Origin of the sequence: Arthrobacter globiformis NBRC 12137, assembly GCF_000238915.1 — a bacterium.
Lineage (GTDB): Bacteria > Actinomycetota > Actinomycetes > Actinomycetales > Micrococcaceae > Arthrobacter > Arthrobacter globiformis.
The window spans coordinates 67,582-89,436 of sequence record NZ_BAEG01000080.1; the positions used below are offsets into that span (position 1 = coordinate 67,582).

Annotated in this window: 20 protein-coding genes; 8 read left to right on the plus strand and 12 right to left on the minus strand. The window is 67.6% G+C overall.

Annotated features, from left to right (window positions below):
- Positions 1 to 322: 322 nt before the first annotated feature.
- The 4 genes from ARGLB_RS15090 to glgX form a co-directional block, all read right to left on the minus strand.
- Positions 323 to 982, minus strand: a complete 660-nt coding sequence (locus tag ARGLB_RS15090) for a class F sortase (protein WP_003804091.1) — start codon at positions 980 to 982, stop codon at positions 323 to 325.
- A gap of 10 nt (positions 983 to 992) precedes the next feature.
- Complete coding sequence (locus ARGLB_RS22505; protein ID WP_050934376.1) at positions 993 to 1,883, minus strand: hypothetical protein; 891 nt, start codon at positions 1,881 to 1,883, stop codon at positions 993 to 995.
- Between the two features lie 221 nt (positions 1,884 to 2,104).
- A complete protein-coding gene (locus tag ARGLB_RS23665; protein WP_003804095.1) occupies positions 2,105 to 2,266 on the minus strand; it encodes a hypothetical protein in 162 nt (53 codons plus the stop codon).
- Between the two features lie 401 nt (positions 2,267 to 2,667).
- Entirely contained in the window at positions 2,668 to 4,833 is a 2,166-nt protein-coding gene (glgX, locus tag ARGLB_RS15105) for a glycogen debranching protein GlgX (RefSeq protein ID WP_003804097.1), read from the minus strand.
- A gap of 213 nt (positions 4,834 to 5,046) precedes the next feature.
- On the opposite strand from glgX, the gene ARGLB_RS15110 reads away from it, so the two are divergent.
- From ARGLB_RS15110 to ARGLB_RS15135, 6 genes are all read left to right on the plus strand, one after another.
- Complete coding sequence (locus tag ARGLB_RS15110) at positions 5,047 to 6,261, plus strand: MFS transporter (protein ID WP_003804099.1); 1,215 nt, start codon at positions 5,047 to 5,049, stop codon at positions 6,259 to 6,261.
- Positions 6,262 to 6,446: 185 nt separating this feature from the next.
- Positions 6,447 to 7,994 carry an ABC transporter substrate-binding protein gene (locus tag ARGLB_RS15115; protein WP_003804100.1) on the plus strand — a complete coding sequence of 516 codons (1,548 nt, stop codon included), beginning with the start codon at positions 6,447 to 6,449 and terminating at the stop codon, positions 7,992 to 7,994.
- Between the two features lie 37 nt (positions 7,995 to 8,031).
- Positions 8,032 to 8,973 carry an ABC transporter permease gene (locus ARGLB_RS15120; RefSeq protein WP_043419320.1) on the plus strand — a complete coding sequence of 314 codons (942 nt, stop codon included), beginning with the start codon at positions 8,032 to 8,034 and terminating at the stop codon, positions 8,971 to 8,973.
- The gene (locus ARGLB_RS15125) at positions 8,966 to 9,811 is read left to right on the plus strand and encodes an ABC transporter permease (RefSeq protein ID WP_003804102.1); all 846 of its coding nucleotides are present in this window, start codon (positions 8,966 to 8,968) and stop codon (positions 9,809 to 9,811) included. Before ARGLB_RS15120 ends, ARGLB_RS15125 begins: the two co-directional genes overlap by 8 nt.
- On the plus strand, positions 9,804 to 11,507 hold the full coding sequence (locus tag ARGLB_RS15130) for an ATP-binding cassette domain-containing protein (protein ID WP_003804103.1): 1,704 nt from the start codon (positions 9,804 to 9,806) through the stop codon (positions 11,505 to 11,507). The genes ARGLB_RS15125 and ARGLB_RS15130 overlap by 8 nt, the downstream gene beginning before the upstream one ends.
- A 14-nt stretch (positions 11,508 to 11,521) precedes the next feature.
- Positions 11,522 to 12,916, plus strand: a complete 1,395-nt coding sequence (locus tag ARGLB_RS15135; protein WP_003804105.1) for an MFS transporter — start codon at positions 11,522 to 11,524, stop codon at positions 12,914 to 12,916.
- A gap of 40 nt (positions 12,917 to 12,956) precedes the next feature.
- On the opposite strand, the gene ARGLB_RS15140 is transcribed toward ARGLB_RS15135, so the two are convergent.
- The 8 genes from ARGLB_RS15140 to ARGLB_RS15175 all read right to left on the minus strand — a co-directional run bounded on the left by ARGLB_RS15140 (position 12,957) and on the right by ARGLB_RS15175 (position 21,045).
- Positions 12,957 to 13,634: a hypothetical protein gene (locus ARGLB_RS15140; protein ID WP_003804107.1), complete on the minus strand. Its 678-nt coding sequence runs from the start codon at positions 13,632 to 13,634 to the stop codon at positions 12,957 to 12,959.
- A 370-nt stretch (positions 13,635 to 14,004) separates the two neighbouring features.
- A complete protein-coding gene (locus tag ARGLB_RS15145) occupies positions 14,005 to 14,373 on the minus strand; it encodes a hypothetical protein (protein ID WP_139023358.1) in 369 nt (122 codons plus the stop codon).
- Positions 14,374 to 14,436: 63 nt separating this feature from the next.
- Positions 14,437 to 14,766, minus strand: coding sequence for a hypothetical protein (locus ARGLB_RS15150; RefSeq protein WP_003804112.1), 330 nt, complete (start codon positions 14,764 to 14,766; stop codon positions 14,437 to 14,439).
- A 523-nt stretch (positions 14,767 to 15,289) separates the two neighbouring features.
- Positions 15,290 to 16,417 (minus strand): serine hydrolase, encoded by a 1,128-nt coding sequence (locus ARGLB_RS24325; protein WP_175305005.1) that lies wholly within the window; start codon positions 16,415 to 16,417, stop codon positions 15,290 to 15,292.
- A 208-nt stretch (positions 16,418 to 16,625) separates the two neighbouring features.
- Complete coding sequence (locus ARGLB_RS15160) at positions 16,626 to 17,897, minus strand: aminotransferase class I/II-fold pyridoxal phosphate-dependent enzyme (protein ID WP_003804118.1); 1,272 nt, start codon at positions 17,895 to 17,897, stop codon at positions 16,626 to 16,628.
- Positions 17,894 to 18,751: a class I SAM-dependent methyltransferase gene (locus tag ARGLB_RS15165; RefSeq protein ID WP_003804119.1), complete on the minus strand. Its 858-nt coding sequence runs from the start codon at positions 18,749 to 18,751 to the stop codon at positions 17,894 to 17,896. Before ARGLB_RS15165 ends, ARGLB_RS15160 begins: the two co-directional genes overlap by 4 nt.
- 187 nt (positions 18,752 to 18,938) lie before the next feature.
- Positions 18,939 to 19,874, minus strand: coding sequence for a D-glucuronyl C5-epimerase family protein (locus ARGLB_RS15170; protein ID WP_139023361.1), 936 nt, complete (start codon positions 19,872 to 19,874; stop codon positions 18,939 to 18,941).
- 214 nt (positions 19,875 to 20,088) lie between these two features.
- Entirely contained in the window at positions 20,089 to 21,045 is a 957-nt protein-coding gene (locus tag ARGLB_RS15175) for a phosphatase PAP2 family protein (RefSeq protein WP_003804124.1), read from the minus strand.
- Between the two features lie 128 nt (positions 21,046 to 21,173).
- On the opposite strand from ARGLB_RS15175, the gene ARGLB_RS23350 reads away from it, so the two are divergent.
- Positions 21,174 to 21,377, plus strand: coding sequence for a hypothetical protein (locus ARGLB_RS23350; RefSeq protein WP_139023362.1), 204 nt, complete (start codon positions 21,174 to 21,176; stop codon positions 21,375 to 21,377).
- Between the two features lie 60 nt (positions 21,378 to 21,437).
- Positions 21,438 to 21,833, plus strand: coding sequence for a hypothetical protein (locus tag ARGLB_RS15180; RefSeq protein WP_003804128.1), 396 nt, complete (start codon positions 21,438 to 21,440; stop codon positions 21,831 to 21,833).
- Positions 21,834 to 21,855: the final 22 nt, after the last annotated feature.

Consider the following 21,855-nt stretch of genomic DNA (forward strand, 5'->3'; position numbering starts at 1 on the left):
CCACCCGCGGTGCACATGAGTGACGTCGGCGGCAGGACTGTTCCGGCCGTGAACGTCCCTTGAGCACCCTGCGGCAGCGTCCAGGCCGCCGTCGTCGGCTCCGGCGGAGCGACCATCAGGGCAGCAGCAAGAGTGAACAGCCCGACGACGGCGAGGTGTTTCCGCTTCACGGCGCCACTTCCTGCTGCTCGCTTTCATTTCGACGACGGCGGGGCTCCTCCCTCGGCCAGAAAGCCCACGTCAGGTGAGGGAGCGTCGGGCGTGAAGCGACGAAAGCTGAGGAAGCGTCGGGCGTGAAGCGACGAAAGCTGAGGAAGCGTTGCTACGGAGCGGGGGAAGCCGTGACCACCACGTTCTTGCCCCAGGGGTCCTCCGTGTAGCAGCTGATCAGCACCACGCGGTTGGGAACGACGTTCCAGATGTCGCTGTCCTTGAGCGTGTTCTTGTCGTGCGTCGTCACCGAATCCACCAGGTACCTCAGCGTGCCCTTCGCAGTGGTGACCGTGACCGCCTTGCCCACGAGCGACTTGTCACTGAGCCGGTTAAACGGGGCGTCCCGGCCGTCCCAGCTGTGCCCCACGATGTATGTCGTATTGGTCGATCCGGCACCCGGCACGCCGTAGCTGGTCAGCCAGTACGCGTCGAGAGTCAGCGGCGGAACGAGCGACTCCGAAGCCAGCTCGTCTGCACTCGGCGTCAGCGGCAGGACCCGCACGTCCAGGTCGACGGCGTCGACCGACACCGCCGTCGGCGCCGACGCCAGCGGCCGCGTTGCCTTGCGGGCAACGGGCGCGGCACTCGGGGAACCCACCGCTGAAGAAACCGCTGAAGGAACGACGACGGTGCTGCCGCCACTTGGGGGAACAGCGTTCGACGGCGCCAGGAAGAGAGCGGCTGCCAGGCCCGCGGCAGCACTGGCGGGCACGGCAAGCCAGCGCCGCCGGATGGGCTGGCGCCGGCTGGCCGTCGTCTGCGGTTCCAAGGTGAACTGCCTAGTTGCGGCTGCGCTCCAGGCGGCGCATCCTCAAAGCGACGGCTGCGGGCACGCCGATGCCCGCCGCCAGAAGCCCTGCGAGGAGTGCCAGCCCGGGGTGGACGCCCGGCTCGGCTTCTGCCGCGGTCTGCACGTTGAGGCCCTTGTTCGTGACGGCTAACGCGCTGCCACCTCCGGCGGGAGCCTCGTTGACCGCATTGGGGAGGGCCGGCGTCGGGCTTCCCGGCGCAGTGACCGGTGCCGACACCGGCGGCGTCACCGGATCAATCTCGGTGGAGTCCGGATTGCAGGCTGCGAGGAACGCCTCGAAGAGGCCCGCGAGGCCGGCGGCGGAAGCTTCATCGAGCGAGACCGCGGCCAGCGCGGCATCGAAGTCGGCCGCCGCTGAGTTGAAGGCGTCCTGGGCTGCGATGATCTCCGGCGTGTTGATGGCTGCGTCGTACGCCGCTGTCAGGTCCGTCACGGCCTGCCGGGCTGCGTCCTCGGCATCCTCGGCCGCTGCCGTGTCGTCCTGGGCGGCAGTTATTGCGGCCGGATCGCCCGATTCTTCGGCCTCTTCCTCTGCAGCTTCGGCGGCAGCGGTCGCTGCGATGGCGTCGTCCAGCGCTGCCTGGGCAGTAGCGAGTTCGGCGGCGGGGACTGCCCCGGCTGCTTCGACCATCGCGAGATAGCTCGCCTCGGCGTCCGCCGCGATTGCGGCCTTGGACTCGAGATCGGCAATTGTGGTTTCGGTGATGCCGGCCGCAGAGAGGGCAGCCTCAAACTGGGTGGACGCCTGCACACACGCGGGGTCTCCCGGTGCCGCGGAAGCAGTGGGGGCCGCGAGGAAGAGCCCGCCGGCGAACACGGCTGCTGACGAACCGGCGGCGACCCATTTGGATACGGTCATGGTGTGTGCGTCCCCCAAATATGAAGTGGCCGCCGGGACAGCCCCGGCGGTCGGCGGCGGCTCATCGATGTTGCTCCGAAGTTTCCGGCGGGCAAGGCAGGAGAGACGCTCGTACCGCAAATCATCCGGAGTACGACGGCGAGACCTCAGTTTTACCTGAATGCCGCCCGGAAGATTGCTGTGACAGTAAAAATACCTACCGATGCCGGCCGTGGCAAACGTCACTGACCTGCTATGGCATTTGGACCGCCGGCGGTGCCCGCGGCGGTGTCGGCGGCCGTCCGCCGCACCACGAGCAGGGCCAGTGGATCAAGGAGCTTCCGGGTCCCGGTCCCGGCCTCGAGAATCCAGAACATGCCAAGGACCGGCACGGTTTCCGTCACCGTTCCCACCTAGAAAAGCTGGCCGTTGTAGTGAGCTTCAATTTTGTCGCCGGGGGAGAGGTTGCGGCAGTCGATGATGCGACGGGCCGCGCCGTCGGTCGCGGCTGAATCGTGCATGAGGGCTCCATCCTGACGCCGTTGGTGCTTCGATCGTGATGCGCCATTGGCGCTCTTTCAGGATGGGTCTGCCACATTGCCGGCTGGTTTCGGCCGGGTGATTTCCGCGTGACCTGCTTTGACGCGGGCCGGTCGGGCGGCGGGAGGTGAGGAAGGGTTGGGGGTGAGGCGGCGGGAGGTGAGGAAGGGTTGGGGGTGAGGCGGCGGGAGGTGAGGAAGGGTTGGGGTGAGGCGGCGGGAGGTGAGGAGGGGTTGGGGGTGAGGCGGCGGGAGGTGAGGAGGGGTCAGGCGGGGCCGGGGGATTGGAGTCCGGGGGCTACGGAGAGGTTGGGTTCGGGCTGTGTCAGGTCCCGGGCGCGGAGCACCGCCATGGACTTCGCGGCCACCTTCAGCACCGAGCCGGCGTCGATGGGTCCGTGTTCCACTCCGGTCCCGGCGGTGTTGATCACCATGTCCCAGGCCTCGGCAAACTCACTGGCCGGGAGCGCGAATTTGATGTCGTCGTCGTGCGCGTTGAAGTACAGCAGGAAGTTCACGTCCGTGATGCGGCGGCCGCGGTCGTCCCGGCCCTGGATGCCGTCACCGTTGAGAAACACGCCGATGGTCCGGCCGAAGCCCCGGCCCCAGTCCTCGGGGAGCATCTCCATGCCGTCCTCGTTCAGCCACACGATATCCGGCAGCTTCTCGCCCTTGCCGCGCCGCACCGGCCTGCCGTCGAAGAAGGTGCTGCGGCGGAACGTGGGGTGCTTGGCGCGCAGCCGGTTCACCGCGGCCGTGAAATCCATGAGCGGCATGTCGACGGCGTCCCAGTTGACCCAGCTGAGCCTGGAATCCTGGCAGTACACGTTGTTGTTGCCCTGCTGCGTGCGGCCGAGCTCGTCGCCGTGCAGGATCATCGGCACGCCCTGCGACAGCAGCATGGTGGCGATGAAGTTCCGTTGCTGCCGGGCCCTGAGCGCCAGCACCTGGGGGTCCGTCGTCGGTCCCTCCACACCGCAGTTCCACGAGCGGTTGTGCGATTCGCCGTCGCGGTTGCCCTCTCCGTTGGCGTCGTTGTGCTTCTCGTTGTAGGAGACCAGGTCCCGCAGTGTGAAGCCGTCGTGTGCGGTCACGAAGTTGATCGACGCCACCGGGCGACGCCCCGACCGCTCGTACAGGTCAGCGGACCCGGTCAGCCGCGACGCGAACTCACCCAGCGTGGCCGGCTCGCCGCGCCAGAAATCGCGCACCGTGTCACGGTACTTGCCGTTCCACTCCGTCCACTGCGGCGGGAAATTGCCCACCTGGTACCCGCCCGGCCCGACGTCCCACGGCTCGGCAATCAGCTTCACCTGCGACACGATCGGGTCCTGCTGCACCAGTTCGAAGAACGTGGAGAGCCGGTCGACGTCGTAAAATTCCCTGGCCAACGCGGCGGCGAGATCAAAGCGGAACCCGTCCACGTGCATCTCGGTGACCCAATACCGCAGCGAATCCATCAGCAGCTGCAGGGAGTGCGGGTGCCGCACGTTCAAGGTATTTCCAGTACCCGTGTAGTCGACGTAGTACTGCTTGTCGCCCTCCAGGAGCCGGTAATACGCGGCGTTGTCGATCCCCTTGAAGCTCATGGTGGGGCCCAGATGGTTCCCTTCCGCCGTGTGGTTATAGACGACGTCGAGAATCACCTCGATCCCCGCACGGTGCAGAGAGCGGACCATCGCCTTGAAATCCTGGACCTGCTGGCCCATCTGGCCGATCGAGCTGTAGGTGTTCTGCGGAGCAAAGAAGCCGATGGTGTTATAGCCCCAGTAGTTGCTCAGGCCCTTCTCCTGCAGGATGCCGTCGTTGACGAACTGGTGCACCGGCATCAGCTCGATGGCCGTGATGCCCAGCCGCTGCAGGTGCGCAATGACGGCTGGATGGGCGACACCCGCAAAGGTGCCGCGCTGCTCCTTGGGCACCTCGGGGTGCAGCTCCGTGAGCCCCTTGACGTGCGCCTCGTAGATGACGGAACGGTGGTAGGGGATCCGGGGTGGCCGGTCCCCGGCCCAGTCGAAGAACGGGTTGATCACCACGCCCAGCATGGTGTGCGGCGCCGAATCCTGGTTGTTGCGGGAAGAGGGGTCGCCGAAATTGTAGGAGAACATCGCCGGGTGCCAGTGCACCTGCCCGGCGACGGCCTTGGCATAGGGGTCCAAAAGGAGCTTGTTCGGGTTGCAGCGCTGCCCCTTGGCTGGGTCGTATGGGCCGTGAATCCGGTACCCGTACTTCTGCCCGGGCTGGATCTGGGGCAGGTAGCAGTGCCACACATACCCGTCCGCCTCGAGGAGCTCCACGCGTGTTTCGGTGCCGTCACCGGCTATCAAACACAGCTCGACGGCGGTGGCCGCCTCGCTGAAGAGGGCGAAGTTTGTCCCCATCCCGTCAAAGGTCGCACCCAGTGGATACGCGCTGCCCGGCCAGACTTCCATGATCACTCCTGCGGCTGTTCAGTTTTCCGAACCATACTCGATGTCCAGTTGGGGTCCGCGCGCCTCGCCCTGACTCAAGGCTAAGCACACTTAGTAATTTCGCCAAGGTCTGGCGGAAACCCGTGACGCTGTAGATCAAATTGTTTGTGATTCTGGCCTCGTGAAGCCCCCGTTTCCCGGGTGCAGGCCGGGGCCGCGCCTACGATGATGGGGATGACTCCGCCCGACAGCCCGCCGCCGTTCAGCCTCCGCGGCATCGCTGTTCCGGCCTTCGGACCTGCGCTCCTGTTCAGCATCGGCCAGGGGGCCATCCTGCCGGTGGTGGCGCTGTCCGCCCGTGAACTGGGCGCGTCCGTTGCCGTGGCCGCATTGATCGTCACGCTCATCGGCCTGGGCTCGTGGTTCTTCAACCTGCCGGCCTCCATGATCACCCTGAAGTTCGGCGAACGCTGGTCCATCGTGGGCGCGGCCGCCGGCGGGGCGCTGGCGCTGCTCGCCGCCGGAGTGTCCCTGGTGATTGGCAACGGACTCTGGCTGCTCGCGGTGGCGATGGCCGTCGTCGGGATGTCCGCGGCCGTCTTCAGCCTGGCCCGGCAGAAGTACCTCACCGAGGCCGTGCCGGTTGAATTCCGCGCCCGTGCCCTGTCCACGCTGGGCGGCGTGAGCCGCATCGGCACGTTCATCGGTCCGTTCATCGGCGCCGCCGCCATCGCTTTCGTCGGTATCAGCGGCGCGTACTGGGTGGGCGTGGCCGGCATGGCCGCTGCAGCCGTGCTCGCCGTCACCGTCCCTGATCTGGTGGCCGTGGACGGGTCCTCCGCCAGGACCGGTCCGGAGCCCACCCTGCGGGGCGTGGCCGTCTCGCACGCGGGAGTTTTCCTGACTGCCGGAATCGGCATTCTGCTGCTGAGTGCCCTCCGCGCCTCCCGCCAGGTGGTGATCCCGCTGTGGGCCGACCACCTGGGCCTCGACCCGACACATGCCTCACTGGTCTACGGGCTCTCCGGGGCGATCGACATGCTGGTCTTCTATCCGGCGGGCAAGGTGATGGACCGGCGCGGGCGGCAGTGGGTGGCCATCCCGTCCACGCTGATCATGGGTGTGGCGCTGGTGCTGATCCCGCTGACCGGCGGGTTCACCAGCCTGCTGCTCGTTGCCCTGCTGATTGGCTTCGGCAACGGGATCAGCTCCGGCCTGGTGATGACGCTGGGCGCCGACTTCTCACCCGACCGCGGCCGCGGGCAGTTCCTGGGCCTCTGGCGGTTCATGGCCGACGCCGGCACCACCGGCGGCCCCGTGCTTCTCTCCGCGGTGACGGCCGCGGCCTCCCTCGGCGCCGGCGTGACGGCCACCGGGGTACTGGGGTTCGCAGCCGCGGGCGTGTTCGCCGTCGTACTCCCCAGACTCAGGCACCGCCGCAACTACTGACGCGCTTGCCCACCTGCGAGTCAGCTGGGCGGGTCGAGGCGTAACGGAAGTCCCGATATGACGCGCGCCTTTCACCGCCGCTTTGGACGGTGAAGTTAGGTTAGCCTACACTCAGCATGGCTCTTGTCGGCCTTTCGCTTTCCGCCTGCCCCGTGTGCAGGCATTCATATCTAGGTGGTTTACCGGTGCGCTCCTCATTCCCGCTGTCCGTGTCCGTGGGACTCGTGGCGCTTCTCTCCCTGTCCGCCTGCGGCTTCAGCGGCGAAGCCGGCAAATCCAGCCAAGCGGCCGACCTTGACCAGCGGATCGTCGTGGACAACTTCCGGGCACCCGTGGCGGACTGGGCTCTGGAGAGCGACGCCGCCTACATTCTGTCCCTGTCCGGGTGCCTCGAGACCCTGACACGCTACGACGAGACCCAGGGAAAGATCGTGCCGTCGCTCGCCACGGAGTGGAAGCAGGTTTCCGATCTCGAATGGGACTTCACCCTCCGCGAGGGCGTCAAGTTCCAGGACGGTGCCGCGCTCGACGCCAAGGCGGTGGTGACCTCGCTGCAGAACGTCCTCGACGCCGAGGTGCCCGCCCGCGCCTTCAGCCCGAAGGTGGTCAAGGCGGTCAAGGCCATCGACGACCACACGGTCCGCGTGACCACCCCGACCGAGAGCCCGCTGGTGCCCTACCGGCTCGCGAGCGTGAACACCGGCGTGCTGTCGCCGGCCGCGTTCAAGGGCGACACCGTCGATCCCTTCGGCCACTGCACCGGCCCGTTCACGCCCGTGTCCGAGAAGCCGAAGCAGTCCCTGACCCTGGACCGCAACGAGGACTACTGGGGCGGCCAGGTGAAGCTCGCCGGCGCCGAGATCCGGTTCATCACCGACGGCGCCACCCGCACCGCCCAGGTCCAGACCGGCGAGGCGGACGTGTCCCTGTCCATCCCGGTCTCCGGCCTGGCCGCGCTGGAGTCGGACTCCAAGGTGAAGGTCCTGAAGGCGGATTCGCCGCGGACCGCCACGCTGTACATGAACAACGGCAAGGCCCCGTTCGATGACGTCGAGTTCCGCAAGGCGGTCCGCTCGGCCCTTGATCTGGATGCGCTCGCCGCCAGCGTCTACGAGGGCGCGGCGATCCCGGCCAGCGGGCCCTTCGCGCCGTCGGAGCCGTGGGCCATCGAGGGTGCGCAGACGCCGAAGCAGGACGTTGACGCCGCCAAGAAGCTGCTGGCCTCCGCCGGCTACACTGCCAGCCGGCCGCTGGAGATCATCGCCATCGTGGAGCGCGCCGAGTTCGCAGACGTTGCCACCGTCATCCAGGAGAACCTGAAGGCCGTGGGCGTCCCGGTGAAGATCCAGACCAAGGAATACGCCGCCGTCGAACCGGACCTGCTGTCCGGCAACTACGACATGGTGCTGAGCCAGCGCAACCGCCTGATCGACATCGCCGACCCCATCGGCTTCCTCACCGCTGACTACACCTGCGACGGCACCTACAACCTCAGCCACTTCTGCAACGCCGAGTACGACAAGAAGATCGCCCAGGCAGCCACGACGGCCGACGCCGAGGCTCGCTACAAGCTGTATGCCGAAGCCGGCCAGATCCTCCAGGACCAGGCCGTGAACGTGTGGCTGGTCAATGAGCAGGCCATCGACGCCGTCCGCACCGACCTGCAGGCGCACGTCCAGGACCCGCTGGCGCGCTACGTGCTCCGGGCCGAAACGGCCAAGTCCGGATCGTGACGCTCCGCTGTACAGGACCCAAAGTGCTGGGTTCCGCATGATGCTGTTCCTCGCCAGGAGAACGGCGGCCCTGGTGGTCGCCGTTCTTCTGGCATCTTTCGTGGTGTTCCTCATCCCCTACGTCACTCCGGGCGACCCGGTGCGCAAGATCATCCGCTCGCGGGTGGCCGGCGACGCGATCGACGACTCCGCCGTCCAGGCACTAAGCGCCCAGCTGGGACTCCAGGATCCCCTGTGGACGCAGTACCTGCGCTGGCTCGGGCGCTTCGCCAGCGGCGACATGGGCCTGTCCTACACCAGCCGCACGCCCGTGGCGGACCAGGTGCTGCCCGCCCTCTGGGTCACGCTCAGCCTGGTGGTCATGACGCTCGCGGTGGCCGCGCTGATAGCGGTGATCCTCGGCATCGCCGCTGCCCTGAACGAGGGCCGCGCGGCCGACAAGGCCATCACCGCCGTCTCCCAGGCGTTCATCGCCATGCCGGAATACTGGCTGGCGCCGATGCTCGTGCTGGTCTTCGCGCTCGAACTGTCCGTTCTGCCGTCGGCCGGGTGGGAAGGCCCGACGTCGGCGGTGCTGCCCGTGGCGGTCCTCGCCCTGCGTCCGGCGAGCCATTTCACGTCCGCCGTGCGCGAAGGAATGCTGGATGCGCTGGGCGCCGAGCATGTCACCGCTGCACGGGGCAGGGGACTGAGCTACTTCCATACGGTCCGGAAGCACGTGATCCCCAACGGCCTGCTGCCCCTCACCACGCTGGCGGCCGTGTGGTTCGCAGGCCTGCTGGGCGGATCCGTCATCATCGAGGTCATCTTCGCGATCCCAGGCATGGGGCGCCTGCTGTTCGACGGCGTCCTGAACAGCGACATTCCGCTGGCGCAGGGGGCCGTGGTGGTGGTTGTGGGGCTGGCTGTCCTGCTGACTACGGCGGCGGATTTGGTCCACGGACTCCTCAACCCCCAGGTCAGGCTGCGCCATGCGTAAACTTCCCCTTCACATCAGGCTTGCCGCCTGCATCCTGGCCGTTGTGGTGCTGTCCGTGGCCCTGGCCGGCTGGATCGCGCCCTATCCGCCGGCGGAGCAGGACCTTGCCTCCCGGCTGTCCGCGCCCACCGCAACCCACTGGCTGGGCACCGACCACCTGGGCCGCGACACCCTGAGCCGGCTGCTCGACGGCGGCCGCTTCTCCCTGACCATCGCCGCCCTCGCCACGGTGCTCACTGCGGTCATTGGCACGGCGATCGGCGTGCTCAGCGCCCGGCGGCGGGGCTGGCTGGACGAGTTCTTCACCCGCACCAACGACATCCTCCTGGCCATGCCGGAAATGGTGGTGGCGCTGTTCCTGGTGGCCGCGCTGGGGGCGGGGTATCCCGCCCTGCTGCTGGCCCTGACCGTCACGGGCTGGACACCCTTCGCGCGGCTTGCACGGGCGCTGGCCTACGACGTCTCCGCCCGCGGCTTCATCGAGGCGGCCCGTGTGCTGGGCTGCTCGCCGTGGTTCACTGTGCGGCGGCACATCCTGCCGCACCTGGCAGGGCCGCTGCTGGGGCAGGCCACGCTCCGGTTCGGGCAGTTCCTGATCAGCGTCGGAGCCCTGTCCTACCTGGGCCTGGGGGTGCAGCCCCCGCAGTCCGACTGGGGCTCCATGCTCGCCGCCGCCCAGCCCTACGCCGTGAGGTCGCCGATGACCATCCTCGCGCCCGGCCTGGTGATCTTCACCGTGGCACTGTGCGTCACCCTCATAGGCCAGCATCTGGCGCGCATGTCCAGCAGCCGGCTGCTGCTGGCCACTGCCCCTGCACCGGAGGCCACCCATGCCTGAGGGCCTGCTCATCGAGGACCTGCACCTCAGCGTCCGGGCGCCGGCTTCCCGCCCGGTGCTTTCCGGCGTCGGCCTGTCCGTGGCTCCGGGCGAGTTCGTTGCCCTGGTGGGGGCCTCCGGAAGCGGCAAGACGATGACCGCGCTGGCCGTCCTGGGACTGCTGCCGCCGCAGATCCAGGCCGGGTCGGGGTCCATCAGCCTGGGCGGGACGGACCTGCTGCGCGCCAGCGGCGCGGAGCTCAACCGCCTGCGCGGCGGCCGGATCGGGATGCTGTACCAGCAGCCCAAGCGGATGTTCAACCCCCGCATGACCATTGGCAGCCACCTGGCCGAACCGCTGAAGCTGCACCGGGGGCTGCGCGGCCGCCAGGCCAGGGAGCAGGCGCTGGGGCTGCTGGCCGACGCAGGATTCGACGATCCCGCGCGGATTGCCAGGGCCTATCCGCACCAGCTGTCCGGCGGGATGGCGCAGCGGGCCATGCTGGCCGTGGCAATGGCGGGACAGCCGGAGCTGCTGCTCGCCGACGAGCCGACCTCCGCACTGGACAAGGTACTGGAGCGGCAGATCCTGGAACTGATCGACAACCAGCGGCGCCGGCACGGGCTCGGTGTCCTCTACATCACCCACGACCTCGCCACCGTCTCCGCGTTCGCCGACCGGGTGGTGGTGATGGATGCCGGTTGCGTCCAGGAGGAAGGCCCGGCCAGGACCGTCCTCGGCGCGCCCCGGACCGCATGCGCCAGGGAGCTTCTGGAGGCGTGCGCCCTCACCCGCCGCCGTATTGCCGCGGCGGGGGAGCCCGGACCGTCCCGCGACATCCTGGCCCTGCACGGCGTCACCAAGCGGTTCGCCAAAGGGCGCGGCGCCCGCCCGGCCTTGGACAACGTCTCGCTGAGCCTCCGGGAAGGCGAGATCCTCGGCGTCCTCGGCCAGTCCGGCTCCGGGAAGAGCACGCTTGCCCGGCTGCTGGTGGACGTCGAGGCCCCGGACCGGGGCAGCATCGCCCGGACACTGTCCAGGGCGGACGGCAGGAACGACGACGGCGGCGCCGGTTCCGGCGTCCCCGGCACCGAGGTGCAGCTGGTCTTCCAGGAACCGCACGACGCCTTCGATCCCCGGATGAAACTGTTCGCCAGCCTGGAAGCCCCGCTGCGACGGCAGCGGGCGTGCACGGCTGACGAACGCCGGGACCGCATCCACCAGGCCGTCCGGGACGTTGAGCTGGAACCCGGCATGCTGGACAGGTACCCGAGCCAGTGTTCAGGGGGCCAGCTGCAGCGGCTGACGATCGCCCGGGCGCTGCTGCTGGACCCGGCGGTGCTGATCTGCGACGAGGCAACGTCCGCGCTGGACGCCGTGACGCAGCGGAAGGTCCTGGACCTGCTGCTGCGCCTGCACCGGGACCGCCGGCTTTCGCTGATCATGATCTCCCACGACATGAACGTCATCCGGTACATGAGCCACAGGGTGGCCGTGCTGTACCAGGGTGCCCTGGTGGAGCTGGCCGGCACTGCCGACTTCTTCGCCAACCCCCAGCACCGGCACAGCAAGGAACTGGTGGCGGCCGCCCGCGCCCACCCGACGGCGTGCGCCGCCCCGGTGGCCTGCAGTGACCTGGCGGCCTGTGCCCACCGGGGGTCCGGCAGGCTGGGGACTACCCGTCTCCTCGAACTCGTCACCAGCCCGGACTCATAAGGACCACCTGACCCATGGCGTACCTGCCTGAAACCCGCATTCTGCTCGGCACCCAGCTGGTGTTCAATCTGGGCTTCTACGCGGTGATTCCCTTCCTGGCCGGCGCCATGGGCGGGGATTACGGACTGGACGCCGCCGCCGTCGGGCTTGTTCTTGGCGCCCGGACCTTCAGCCAGCAGGGGATGTTCCTGTTCGGCGGGCTGATCGCCGACCGGTGGGGCGCCCGCCGCGCGATCCTGACCGGCTGCCTGGTCCGCATCGCCGGGTACGCCACGCTGGCGGCCGCTTCGGATTTCACGCTGTTCCTGCTCGGCGCCGTGCTGACCGGTGCGGGAGGGGCGCTGTTCTCGCCTGCCCTGGAGTCGCAGCTGTCCCGGGCGGACCGCTCCCATGCAGACCCGTCCCATTCAGACCCGTCCCCTGCGGACAATACAGGCCAGACCAAGGAACGGGCCCCGGGTAAGGCGCGGCGCTCGGTGTTCGTCTGGCTGGCCATCACGGGGGAGATGGGTGCCCTGGTTGGCCCGCTCCTGGGAGCTGCCCTGCTGGGGTGGGGCTTCCGAGCGGCGCTGGCGGCCGGCATTGCCATCTTTGTTGCGGTGACGGTGGTGCTGTGGTTCCGCCTGCCCGCCGGTTCACCGGAGAAGGCGGTAGCTGGCGCGGGGGAGCCGGGAGCGTCACCGGGCAAGTCCCTGGGCGCCCTTGGATGCCTGAAGAACCGGCGCTTTGTGGGGTTCTGCCTGCTCGCCAGCACCAACATGGTGGCCTACAACCAGCTCTACTTCGCGTTCCCGCTGGAGCTGGACCGGCGGGGCCTGGACGGTTCGTGGCTGGCCATGCTTTTCCTGCTCGCCTCCGTGCTGACGTTGCTTCTGCAGCTGCCAGTGGCCGCGGCCGGCCAGCGGCTGGGGCCGGGCCGGGCTATGTCTGCAGGCTTTCTGCTGCTGGGCGCCGCGTTGGGCGCGGCCGCCGTGACGTCCGGCGACGCGGAATCCGCCGGTCCCGTGGCATCCGGTTCCGTGGCCTCTGGCTCGGCGGAGGCCGGTGCGGTGGCCCTGATGGCAGGCATAGTCGGCGCGCTGATCCTGGGACACATGCTCCTGACACCCACAATCCTGTCGCTGATTCCGCGGTTCATCCCGGCGGAGGGGGCCGCGTCAGGCCGCGGCGCATATTACGGACTGTCCGCTACCTGCGGCGGCATCGCCGTTCTGGTTGGGAATGCACTGCTGGGCTGGCTGCTGGACCTGACGGACCGGCACCACTGGTGGCCGGGCACACCCTGGCTGCCGATGGTGGGTCTCGCGGTCCTTGCCGCGCTGACGATGCCGCGGCTGCTGCACGGAATCCACCGCGGCAACGGGCTCGCACCCACGGCAGCCGCGAATTCACAGGAGCGGGTGGCATAACGGCCCCGCCGCCAAAGCCAACTGGCGGCGCGGGCGGTGGTTACGTCCCCGTCCAGCGGCGGAGGGTGCTGTTCACGAGGCCGATCAGCACGGCCGTCCACCAGCACGCCTGCGAGATGCTGAGTGCGATCAGCAGCCGCGTGCGCAGACGGCGGCCCAGTTCGCTGAAGCGTGTTTCCCGCGGAAGCGCGAACATCTTGTGCATGGCCGGGGCGATGCTCAGGCCGTTCAGCATCAGGATGAGCACGCAGCCAAGCTTCACCGCGGTTACCGGGTTGGTGAGGTCGGGCTGGATGAGGGCTCCGGAGGCCAGCAGGAGTGCCAGGCCGCCCCAGATCAGCGGCTTCGCTGCCTTCTCAAGCTTGGGTGATTCGTGCATGTGCACTTTGCCCATGAGCCACAGCAGGCCCAGCCAGTCGACAACGAGGATGGTGCCGAAGGACAGCACCAGGGCGAGGATGTGGGCGGCGAGTCCAATGCGGTGGAGTTCCGGGCCGCAGTCCACGAAGTGCCCCACGAGCAGGGAGGCGAGCCAGCCTGCGGTGCAGAGGACACCCAGCAGGAACAGCCGGATGGTCTGCCTGCGGGAGGTGGGGGTCCTTAGCGCGGCGCGGTTGCGGCGGGGAACGAACTGGCGCTGGGATTGGGACCAGGCTGCGGAGATTGCCGCGGTACGGGTTTCAGGGCGGGTCAAGGTGGTGCGGGTGTCGGCGATCATAAATGCCGGCCTTTCATCACTGTTGTGCTCCCCTGAGAGTGGTGCCGGGAGCTGGGCTGACCGGGAGTTCCGGACAGCAGGGAACTGCTGGGCTGGGTTGGGGATTTTCTTATGGTGCCTGGCGTGGCTGGCGCGCTGCGATGCAGGGCGGGGGCTCCTGGAGCTTGTGGCTCTGGAGGAGTTTCGGGCTACCTAAATGAATACGATACAGGTTGATTTATGGATTAAGCAAAGAAAGCGTGTTCTATTGATCGGCGCGTCGCCCCCAAATTCGGTCTGACGATCATGTATTGCGGCATCTTCGAATCGGCCTCCCGCTGGTGTGCAGATGGCCTGCTGTGAGGGGGGTCGCCGCGGTGCGGATTGCGTCTTAGCCGTCCGAACCGTGTCCGCCGCTGTCGTCTCCCGGTTCGGGCGCCTTGCGATGTCCGCCCTGGTCATCGCCCGGTTCCGCGGTGGTGCGCAGGCCGCCCTTATCGTCGCCGTCGTCACGTGGTTTGAGCGACGGCGTCGGGCGCTGGCCGCCGCCGTCCACAGACGTCACGCCCGGCGTCGCTTTCACGCTGACGACGGCGGCCGGAACCCGAGTCCTGCTCGCGCTATTCGGCAGGAGGACATTGTTCGCGTTGCCGGTGCCCGTGGGCGTGGTGTTCAATACCTGCGAATTGACGGCCAGGGCGGCGGATCCGGTCACGAGGATCCCGGCCACGCATAGCGCGACGGCTGCTCTGGTTTTCATGGTCCACTCCAGGGGCATCGGAAAGAGTTTTCGTGTAGGCGGAAGCCCGGGAACCGGCTGGCTTCAGCCTCGCTCCTGGATCTCGTGCAAATGCGCCAGCATTGCCTGTTCGGGGTGTCCGGGGTGTTCGGAGATGTGCCTGAGCAGCGACAGCCGGATCTCCGAGTTCAGGCCCTCGTCGCCAAGGATTTCGCCGATGAGCCGCATCAGCTGGCGCTGCAGTATTCCGCCCTGCGGGGTGCGCTGGGCTGGCCGTTGACCTGCCCGCTGGCCTGCCCGTGCCGTGTCGGGGACTGCTGCAGGGCCTCCGGCGGCGTGCCGGGCAGGCAGCCTCTCCGGCGTGGGGGACTGCCAATGGTTGTCACCGGGTGAATACGGGTCCGGGCTCATCATCTTATTTACCTTCCACCTGCGCCGCCCCGCGGGCCCTTCCGGCATGCGATGAGACCGGCGGCGTTGCCGGCAAATCCCGGTGCGAAGGGGAATGCCGTCTGCCGGTATTGTTTCGGCTCTCCATGGTGGATTTGCTGGTGAACCTTGGAGTCCAGAGGAGGCAGGGTCCCCCCAACCGGAAGGTGCGTCAAAAGCACGCGCGGCGGCGTGCGGCCGCCGCTGGGTTGGGGGTTCGGGTTCCCCAAGGTTAAACGGGATTTTCCTAGGTGCCGCTGGCACGATCTTTCCATCTGGTCCGACGCCACAGCCGCGAGTGGTCGTTTAGCCAGCTGGCCGGCCCGGCATTGCACCCCCCCTGACATGCCGGGCCGGCAACCCCCAGGCCTTTCGCTGGACCGCCCTACCTTTAGCTGGCCGCCCTGAAGGTGCCCGTCCTCGAGGGGGCCGCCGGTCCGCAAACCCTCAACTCTGCCGGGACCCCCACTGCACCCGAACGCCTCCGCCGGGGACCCGCCGTCGTCCGTCAGAACACCTGTTCCACAACCGCCTGGGTGAGTTGGCGGATGATGGCGGTCTGTACGGGGATTTCCGCGACGCTGGCGCCCAGCGAATACACCACGAAGGCGTAGGCGCGCTGACCCTGGACCAGGATGCTCGCGTCGTGCAGGTTCCCGTTGAGCAGCCCGTACTTATGGAAAACAGTGATCCCGGGAGGAACTGCGGCGGGGATCAGTGTCTCGTAATTGGTGTTCTGCATGTAGGACAGCAGCTCGGCGGTGTGGGCCGGACTGAGCAGGCGGCCGTTGTAGAGCAGGACCAGAATCCTGGCTGTCTCAGCAGGGGACAGCGTGTTGAAGGTTCTGTCGTACGGAATGCCGAGCGACGCCGCGTAATCATGGATGCCCTGGTAGCCGACGGCACCCAGGATCAGCGCCCATGATGTGTTGTTGCTCTGCTGGATCATCTGCCGGATCTGGGAGGCGGCGGTCTGGCCGCCCATCGGCGCCGTGAGGGACAGGACACCCGCCTCGGCAAGGTGGTAGTACGCGGCCGCGGCAAGGATTTTGCCCGTGCTGGCCGCCACGAACTTCTCCCGGACGCCGAACTGGCGGACAACGCCGTCGGACATGTCAACGAGGGCGACGCCCAGCTGGTACCGGCTGTTGGCTGCGATGATGGCGTTGAGCTGTTCCTCGAGAGTTGCGTCGGCCGGTGCCGCCGGCGGCACCGGTTGGGGTGGCGGTGCAGGGGCTGTTGGTGGTGCCGGTGCGGCGGGTGCCGGGGAGGGACGCACGACGGCGGCGGGTGGGGTAGGTGCCGTCCGTTTGGCCGTCGTCTTGGGGCTGGGCTGTTTTGCACGGCTGGGAGTTGGCGCCGGGGCCGACGCCTGCGGGGCGGGCTTGGTTGTTGGCGGCGACGCAGTCTTGCCCGGCAAAGGCGCAGCCGCCGGCGCGGCGCCCGGCGCAGCCCGTGAAGGTACCGGAGGCGGGGCCAGGGCTGACCCGTAGGCAGTGGTTGCGGTCAGCACCATCGCAGCGCAGATGATCAGGAGCCGGCCGCGGGGCTCCGCCGGCCAGGGGACTGCCTGGGTGGACTCTGTGCCACGCCGGTGCCGGCGGCGGGCGCGATGCCGGCCGGGGACCCTGCTCATCGCCCAGACCTCATTGCCCGGACCTCATTGCCCGGACCTCTTGGCCTTGGACCGGAAATGTGTAGCGCCTGCCACTCGCCTCACCCCAATTCGCCTGCCGCCGTCGTCAGGGGCGGCACACGGCCACGCTGGCACCCGGAGGTTGGGAAAAGGTGGGGCCCTGGTCGGGAAAAGTTGACTCAGGACACCAATATGGGGGATGGCGCGGTCAGGGCAACAGCCGGGGGTTCGCGGGGATGATGGGGATCAGGCCCGTGGGCAGCTTGATTTCGGCGTCCTCGGGCCGGTCCTGTCCCGCCCGTTCGATCGCCGCCCGGAAGTGGGGCAGGCTGCGCTCCACCATGTCCTCGCTGGCCGTGAGGGAAATCCGGAAAAACCCCGGCGTCTCGAACAGGGCGCCCGGAAGCACAAAGACATCCTCCTGGCCCAGCGCCTCGGTGAAGGCCTCGTCGTCATGAATGGGGCACTGGATGAACAGGTAAAAGGTGCCCTCGGACGGCCGGAGCCGGTATCCCATGCCGCCCAGCTCCTGGACCAGACGGTCCCGCTTCTGCTGCAGCTGGCCGACGTCGATGGTGAACGTCTCCAGCCGCGGCAGCGCATACTGCAGGACGGCGTTGGGGTAGATCCAGCCCATGGCCAGCTGCATGGCCTCGATGGCGGTGCCGAGCTCCTTGCGGTCCGGCATGCTCGGCGGCAGCGCCAGGTATCCGATCCGCTCGCCCGGCGACAAATGCGTCTTGCCGTAGGAGTAGGCCAGGAGCGTGTAGGGATAGAACTCCGCGGGGCTGTGGAAACGGGTGCCGTCGAAGACGATCCTGTTATAGGGCTCATCCGACACCAGGTAAATCCGCCGGCCTATCCGCTCCGACGCGTCGTCGAGGAGCGTGGCCAGCCTGCGGAGGAGCTCCGGCGGGTAGATCCTTCCGGTCGGGTTGTTCGGCGAGTTGATGATCACCACACGGGTCCGCTCCGTGATGGCCGCTTCGATGGCCGCCAGGTCGAGGTCGAAGGTTTCGAGGTCGATCCGGACTTTGACAGGGACCAGTCCGGCCTCGACGGCCAGCGGCTCGTAGAGGAACCAGGGCGGCAGGCTGTAGATGACCTCGTCGCCGGGATCGGTAACCGCCTTCAGCGCAAGGGCGATCGCGGTGAAGCCTCCGGTGGTGAGGTACAGGTCCTCGGGTTCGAACCGGACGTCGAGCAGCCTGCTCAGGGAATCCGCCGCCGCCTCCCGCGCATCCATCTCGTTGGTCTTATACGCGAACCACTGGTCGTCGTGCGGGTGGAGCGCGTCCCGGAGGGCGTCAACGTAGGCCTCCTGCGGCATCTGGTGCGGGTTGCCCAGGGTGAAATCGCAGATGCCGGGGAGGTGCTTGCGGTGGGCATAGGTGGAATGGTTCAGGTGCTCGGAGATCCGCCGGAAGGACGGGATGGAAGCCACCTCAAGGGCGCGCCGCGAGGCGGGGGAGTCCGTCACAGCCCGGTTTCCTGCGGCTTGGCATTGGCCTTCGCCGTGAGCAGGAGATACTCCCATTCCATCTGCGCGGTCGTATCGCCGTGGGCTTCGATGTAGTTGCCGGCAAGTTCCGTGAGTGCGTTGTCCAGGGCCTTGGCCTTCTCCTCGTCACCGGACAGGGACTTGTACACGGAGATGGTGGGGCCGTAATGCGACTTGAAGTAGTGCAGGAAATCTTCGGGCTGGCGGAAGCTGGTGATCGCGACTGTCCGCTTTTGCGCCCGGATCTCGCTCAGCCGGTCGCCGAACAGCTCACGGACATGGTCTTCGCTGCCCCACAGCGGCGCTGGCTGCGCGCCGGGCGGGGGCGGGGGAGCGAAGGGTTTCATGGCGGCGAACATCTGCCCGATGAAGCCCTCCGGGGTCCAGTGCAGCATGCCGACGGTCCCGCCCGGCTTGCAGACGCGCACCAATTCGTCGGCGCTCGCCTGGTGGTGCGGGGCGAACATGGCACCGAGGCAGGACATGACGACGTCGAACTCGCCGTCCGCAAAGGGGAGATTCTCGACGTCCGCCTCCACCCACTCGAGCTCAACGCCGCGGTCGGCAGCCTGCCGCCGGCCGGCGTCGAACATCTCCGGGGTGAGATCGCTGGCTATCACCCGGGCACCCATCATGGCCGCGGGGATGGCAGCATTGCCGGCGCCCGCGCCGACATCCAGGACGCGCTGGCGCGGTTTGATGTTGCAGGCCTCCACCAGGATGGCGCCCAGGTCCGCAACGAGCTCGCTGGCCAGGGCAGGGTAGTCGCCCTGCGCCCACATGGCCCGGTGTTTTTCCTTCAGGGCCTTGTCCGCCCCGGCTTGATCGTTCATGTCCGCGCACCTCTGCTTTCGCGGGTCCAGGAGCAGCGCCCCAGCTGAGTCAGTGGAGGCTGTGGTGCGACTTATTGTGGGCTTCCCGGCTGGGCTTGTAAAGGTTGCGCATCCCCGACTGGGTAGCAGCAGAGGGCGTTGTCAGCGCTGAGAACGCCCTGACGTGCAACCCAGATGCGCGGATGTGTCAGGAGTAGTCCGCCTTCAGCAGCGCCGACTGCGTGGCGAAGGCCGGGTCCCCGGTCTGCCGGCCGAGGATTGCGAGCTGGCTGGTGACGCCCTTGTGGTAGCCCGCCGGGGCCCGCCACACGTACTGGCCAAAGGGGCTGGCGGCATACCAGGAAATGGTCCCCGGGCGCCGGTAGCTGGTGAAGTAGTCGCGGATGGTGGTGGCAGCGGTGTTGAACATCCACTGCGCGGTGGCGTTCTTGGTGAGCCGGTAGTAGTCGTAGGCGCCCCAGGCCGCATAGATGTGCCCGTTGACCACATGGCTGGAGGGGATGTTCGTGCCCACGTATTCCTCAAACCACATAGAGACCTTGCTGCCGCTCAGCACCAGGTCCTGGAACCACGGCTTGCCGTTCTTCTTGGGCACCTGGTACGAGCGGAAGACGCGGTCGGCATGGGTCTTCCAGTAGGTGTTGCCGGTGGTTTCGTACAGGTTCACCAGCGTGGAGAGCATCATCCCCTGCGCCATGCCGGAGTACCAGGGAATGCCCATGTCGATCCTGTTGCCCGGCGTGTGCCTGAACTTGTACGGGAACCACATGGCCCCGCTGGCGTCCGAGAACGAGCCGGACAGGATGTAGCGTGTGGTGGCGTCGGCGCGGCGCAGGTACTCCGGGTTCTTGGTGACGCGATACGAGGAGAGCATCTGGTTCACGAACCACGCGCTGTTCACCGGGTGGTAGACAACCACATTGTTGATCTTGATCTGCACCACGCCCTTACTGTTCACCGTCCCCCACGTTGTTGCGGTCAGGGGAACCACAGCCGTGCCGATGTAAGGGGAACCGCCGGCGGTGTTGATGGTGTAGTTCGCGTTGGCGTAGGTGAGCTGCACGGGCGGCGCCGCCTGGGACGTGACGGCAGCGGCCAGGAGCATCGCGGCGGCCGCGATCAAAGCCGTAAGAGAGCGTGAGATATCGCGGTAGCGCAAAGAAATTCCCCCATGAGACCAGGCCAGATTGCGCCAATGGTAGCAAGCCGGACGCCTTGGCAATACAGGCAGCAAGAAGCAACCCAACTGGGTCGCAGCAGAGGGGGTTCTGAGGGCTGAGAACCCCTTTAAATGCGACCCAGTTGGGGAATTGGGGACGGTGGGGTCAGCGCCCTGGTTAGTCCCGGCGTCGGACGGCGTACGCGAACAGACACGTCGTGGCCACGGTGGCCAGGTACCCGGCGATGACGATCAGCGAGATGCCAGCCCAGAAGTAGTTGGTGGTGCTGGCCTCCTGGCCGATGCCGGGAACGATCATGACCAGCGAATACACCGATACCGCAGTCGAGGCCAGCCCCAGCACCATGGGCAGCCCGATCCAGAGCCGCGCCGAACCCCAGTGCCCGCCGAAGCCGTCCCAGACGTTCCACTCGTGGCCGTCATTGCGGAGAATCAGCCAACCCGCGGGAATCATGAAACAGCCCACCACCAGGAACGCTGCCACCACATCCGCCGGCCGGTGCCACTGGTTCACCAGCGTGGACATGCCCGAGGCGATCGCAAACGTCCCGCCGACAAAGCCGGCCAGCGGCCGCCACCGCGGCGACGCCATCAGGAACACGGCCGCCGCCGCGGACGCCGCCAGCGTGGTGTGTCCGGAGGGCAGCGAATTCAGCTCCAGCGTCTCCACGCCCCGGTACGGCCGCAACGGCAGCAGGTCCTTGAGCACCTGCGTGGCGATGTTCGCCGCCACGCACGCCGCCACGGCAATGCCCGCGGCCCGCCAGCGGCGGTGAATCACCGTCACCAGCAGAACGACGACGGCGGCCATCACCAGGGAGATGGTGGGCAGCCAGTCCAGGAACCGGGTGGTCACCTTGCCCGCGGGCCCGTGGATTTCCACGGCCTCCACGAGGGCGGACTCGTCGATGAACTGGCCCGTGGTGGTCCGGACGAAGTAGTAGTAGGTGGCGGCGAGCCCTGTAGCGCAGACCAGGGTGGCCACGGCGAACAGGAAGCCGGTGCCCGCTGCCAGGCGCATCCGTCGAGCCGCCGGCTGACGGCCCTGCTTCTGACGGCCCTGCTTCTGGCGGCCTTGCTTCTTACGGCGGGGGTCCCTGAGCTGGAAAGTCATCGTAACAAGGGTGTCACAGTTTGCTGGGAGTCGCCTGTCCGCCCGGTGGGTGCGCCCTGTTGTGGCCCGGCTTTCCCGGCACCCATGGATGCTCGACTCTGCAGGCCAGAGGGCATTACGTTTGGGGCATGACCGAACATCCAGAGGAAAGCCCCGCTGTGTCCGAAGAACCGGTCCGCGCAGAACCGGTACGTGACGAAGCCGGCCGCGAAGAACCTGCCAGCGACGAAACCGACCTCAGCACCAAACTGGACCCGGATTTCATCCCGCAGCAGGGCGAAGCCCCCGACGCCAAGCGGGCCCGTGAGCACCCCGAGGAAACCGGCAGCTGACGTTCCGGAACGCCGCCGGCAACGTACGGAACGCCGCCGGCTGGCGGCTAAAGTTGGTGCATGGGCGGTATCGCGGATGTACTTGGCCCCATCCTGGAAATCATGACGTGGGTGGGCTTCCTCCCCGGCGTGCCGTTGCTCGTATGGGGACTGATTATCGAACGGCGCCGCTGCGCCTGGACCAAAACCACGGGTGAGGTGTACACCGCCGGCGGCTTTACCGGCTTCCGCTGGACCGACCAGGAAAACGTCCCGCGCCAGACCCTGGTGGACTCCGACGTCGCGCGCGGCCTCGTGGCCGGCACCACGGTGGAACTGCATTACGACCTCTGCCACCCGTCGCGCTGGGGCCTGAGACCCCCCAAACACGACAACACCATCCTGATCCTCGGCTGGATCCTGACCGGAGTGGGCATTCTGAGCACCGTCGGGGGCTTCGTGCTGCTGCTCTTCTGACGGCCGCGAACAAAGGGCCCGG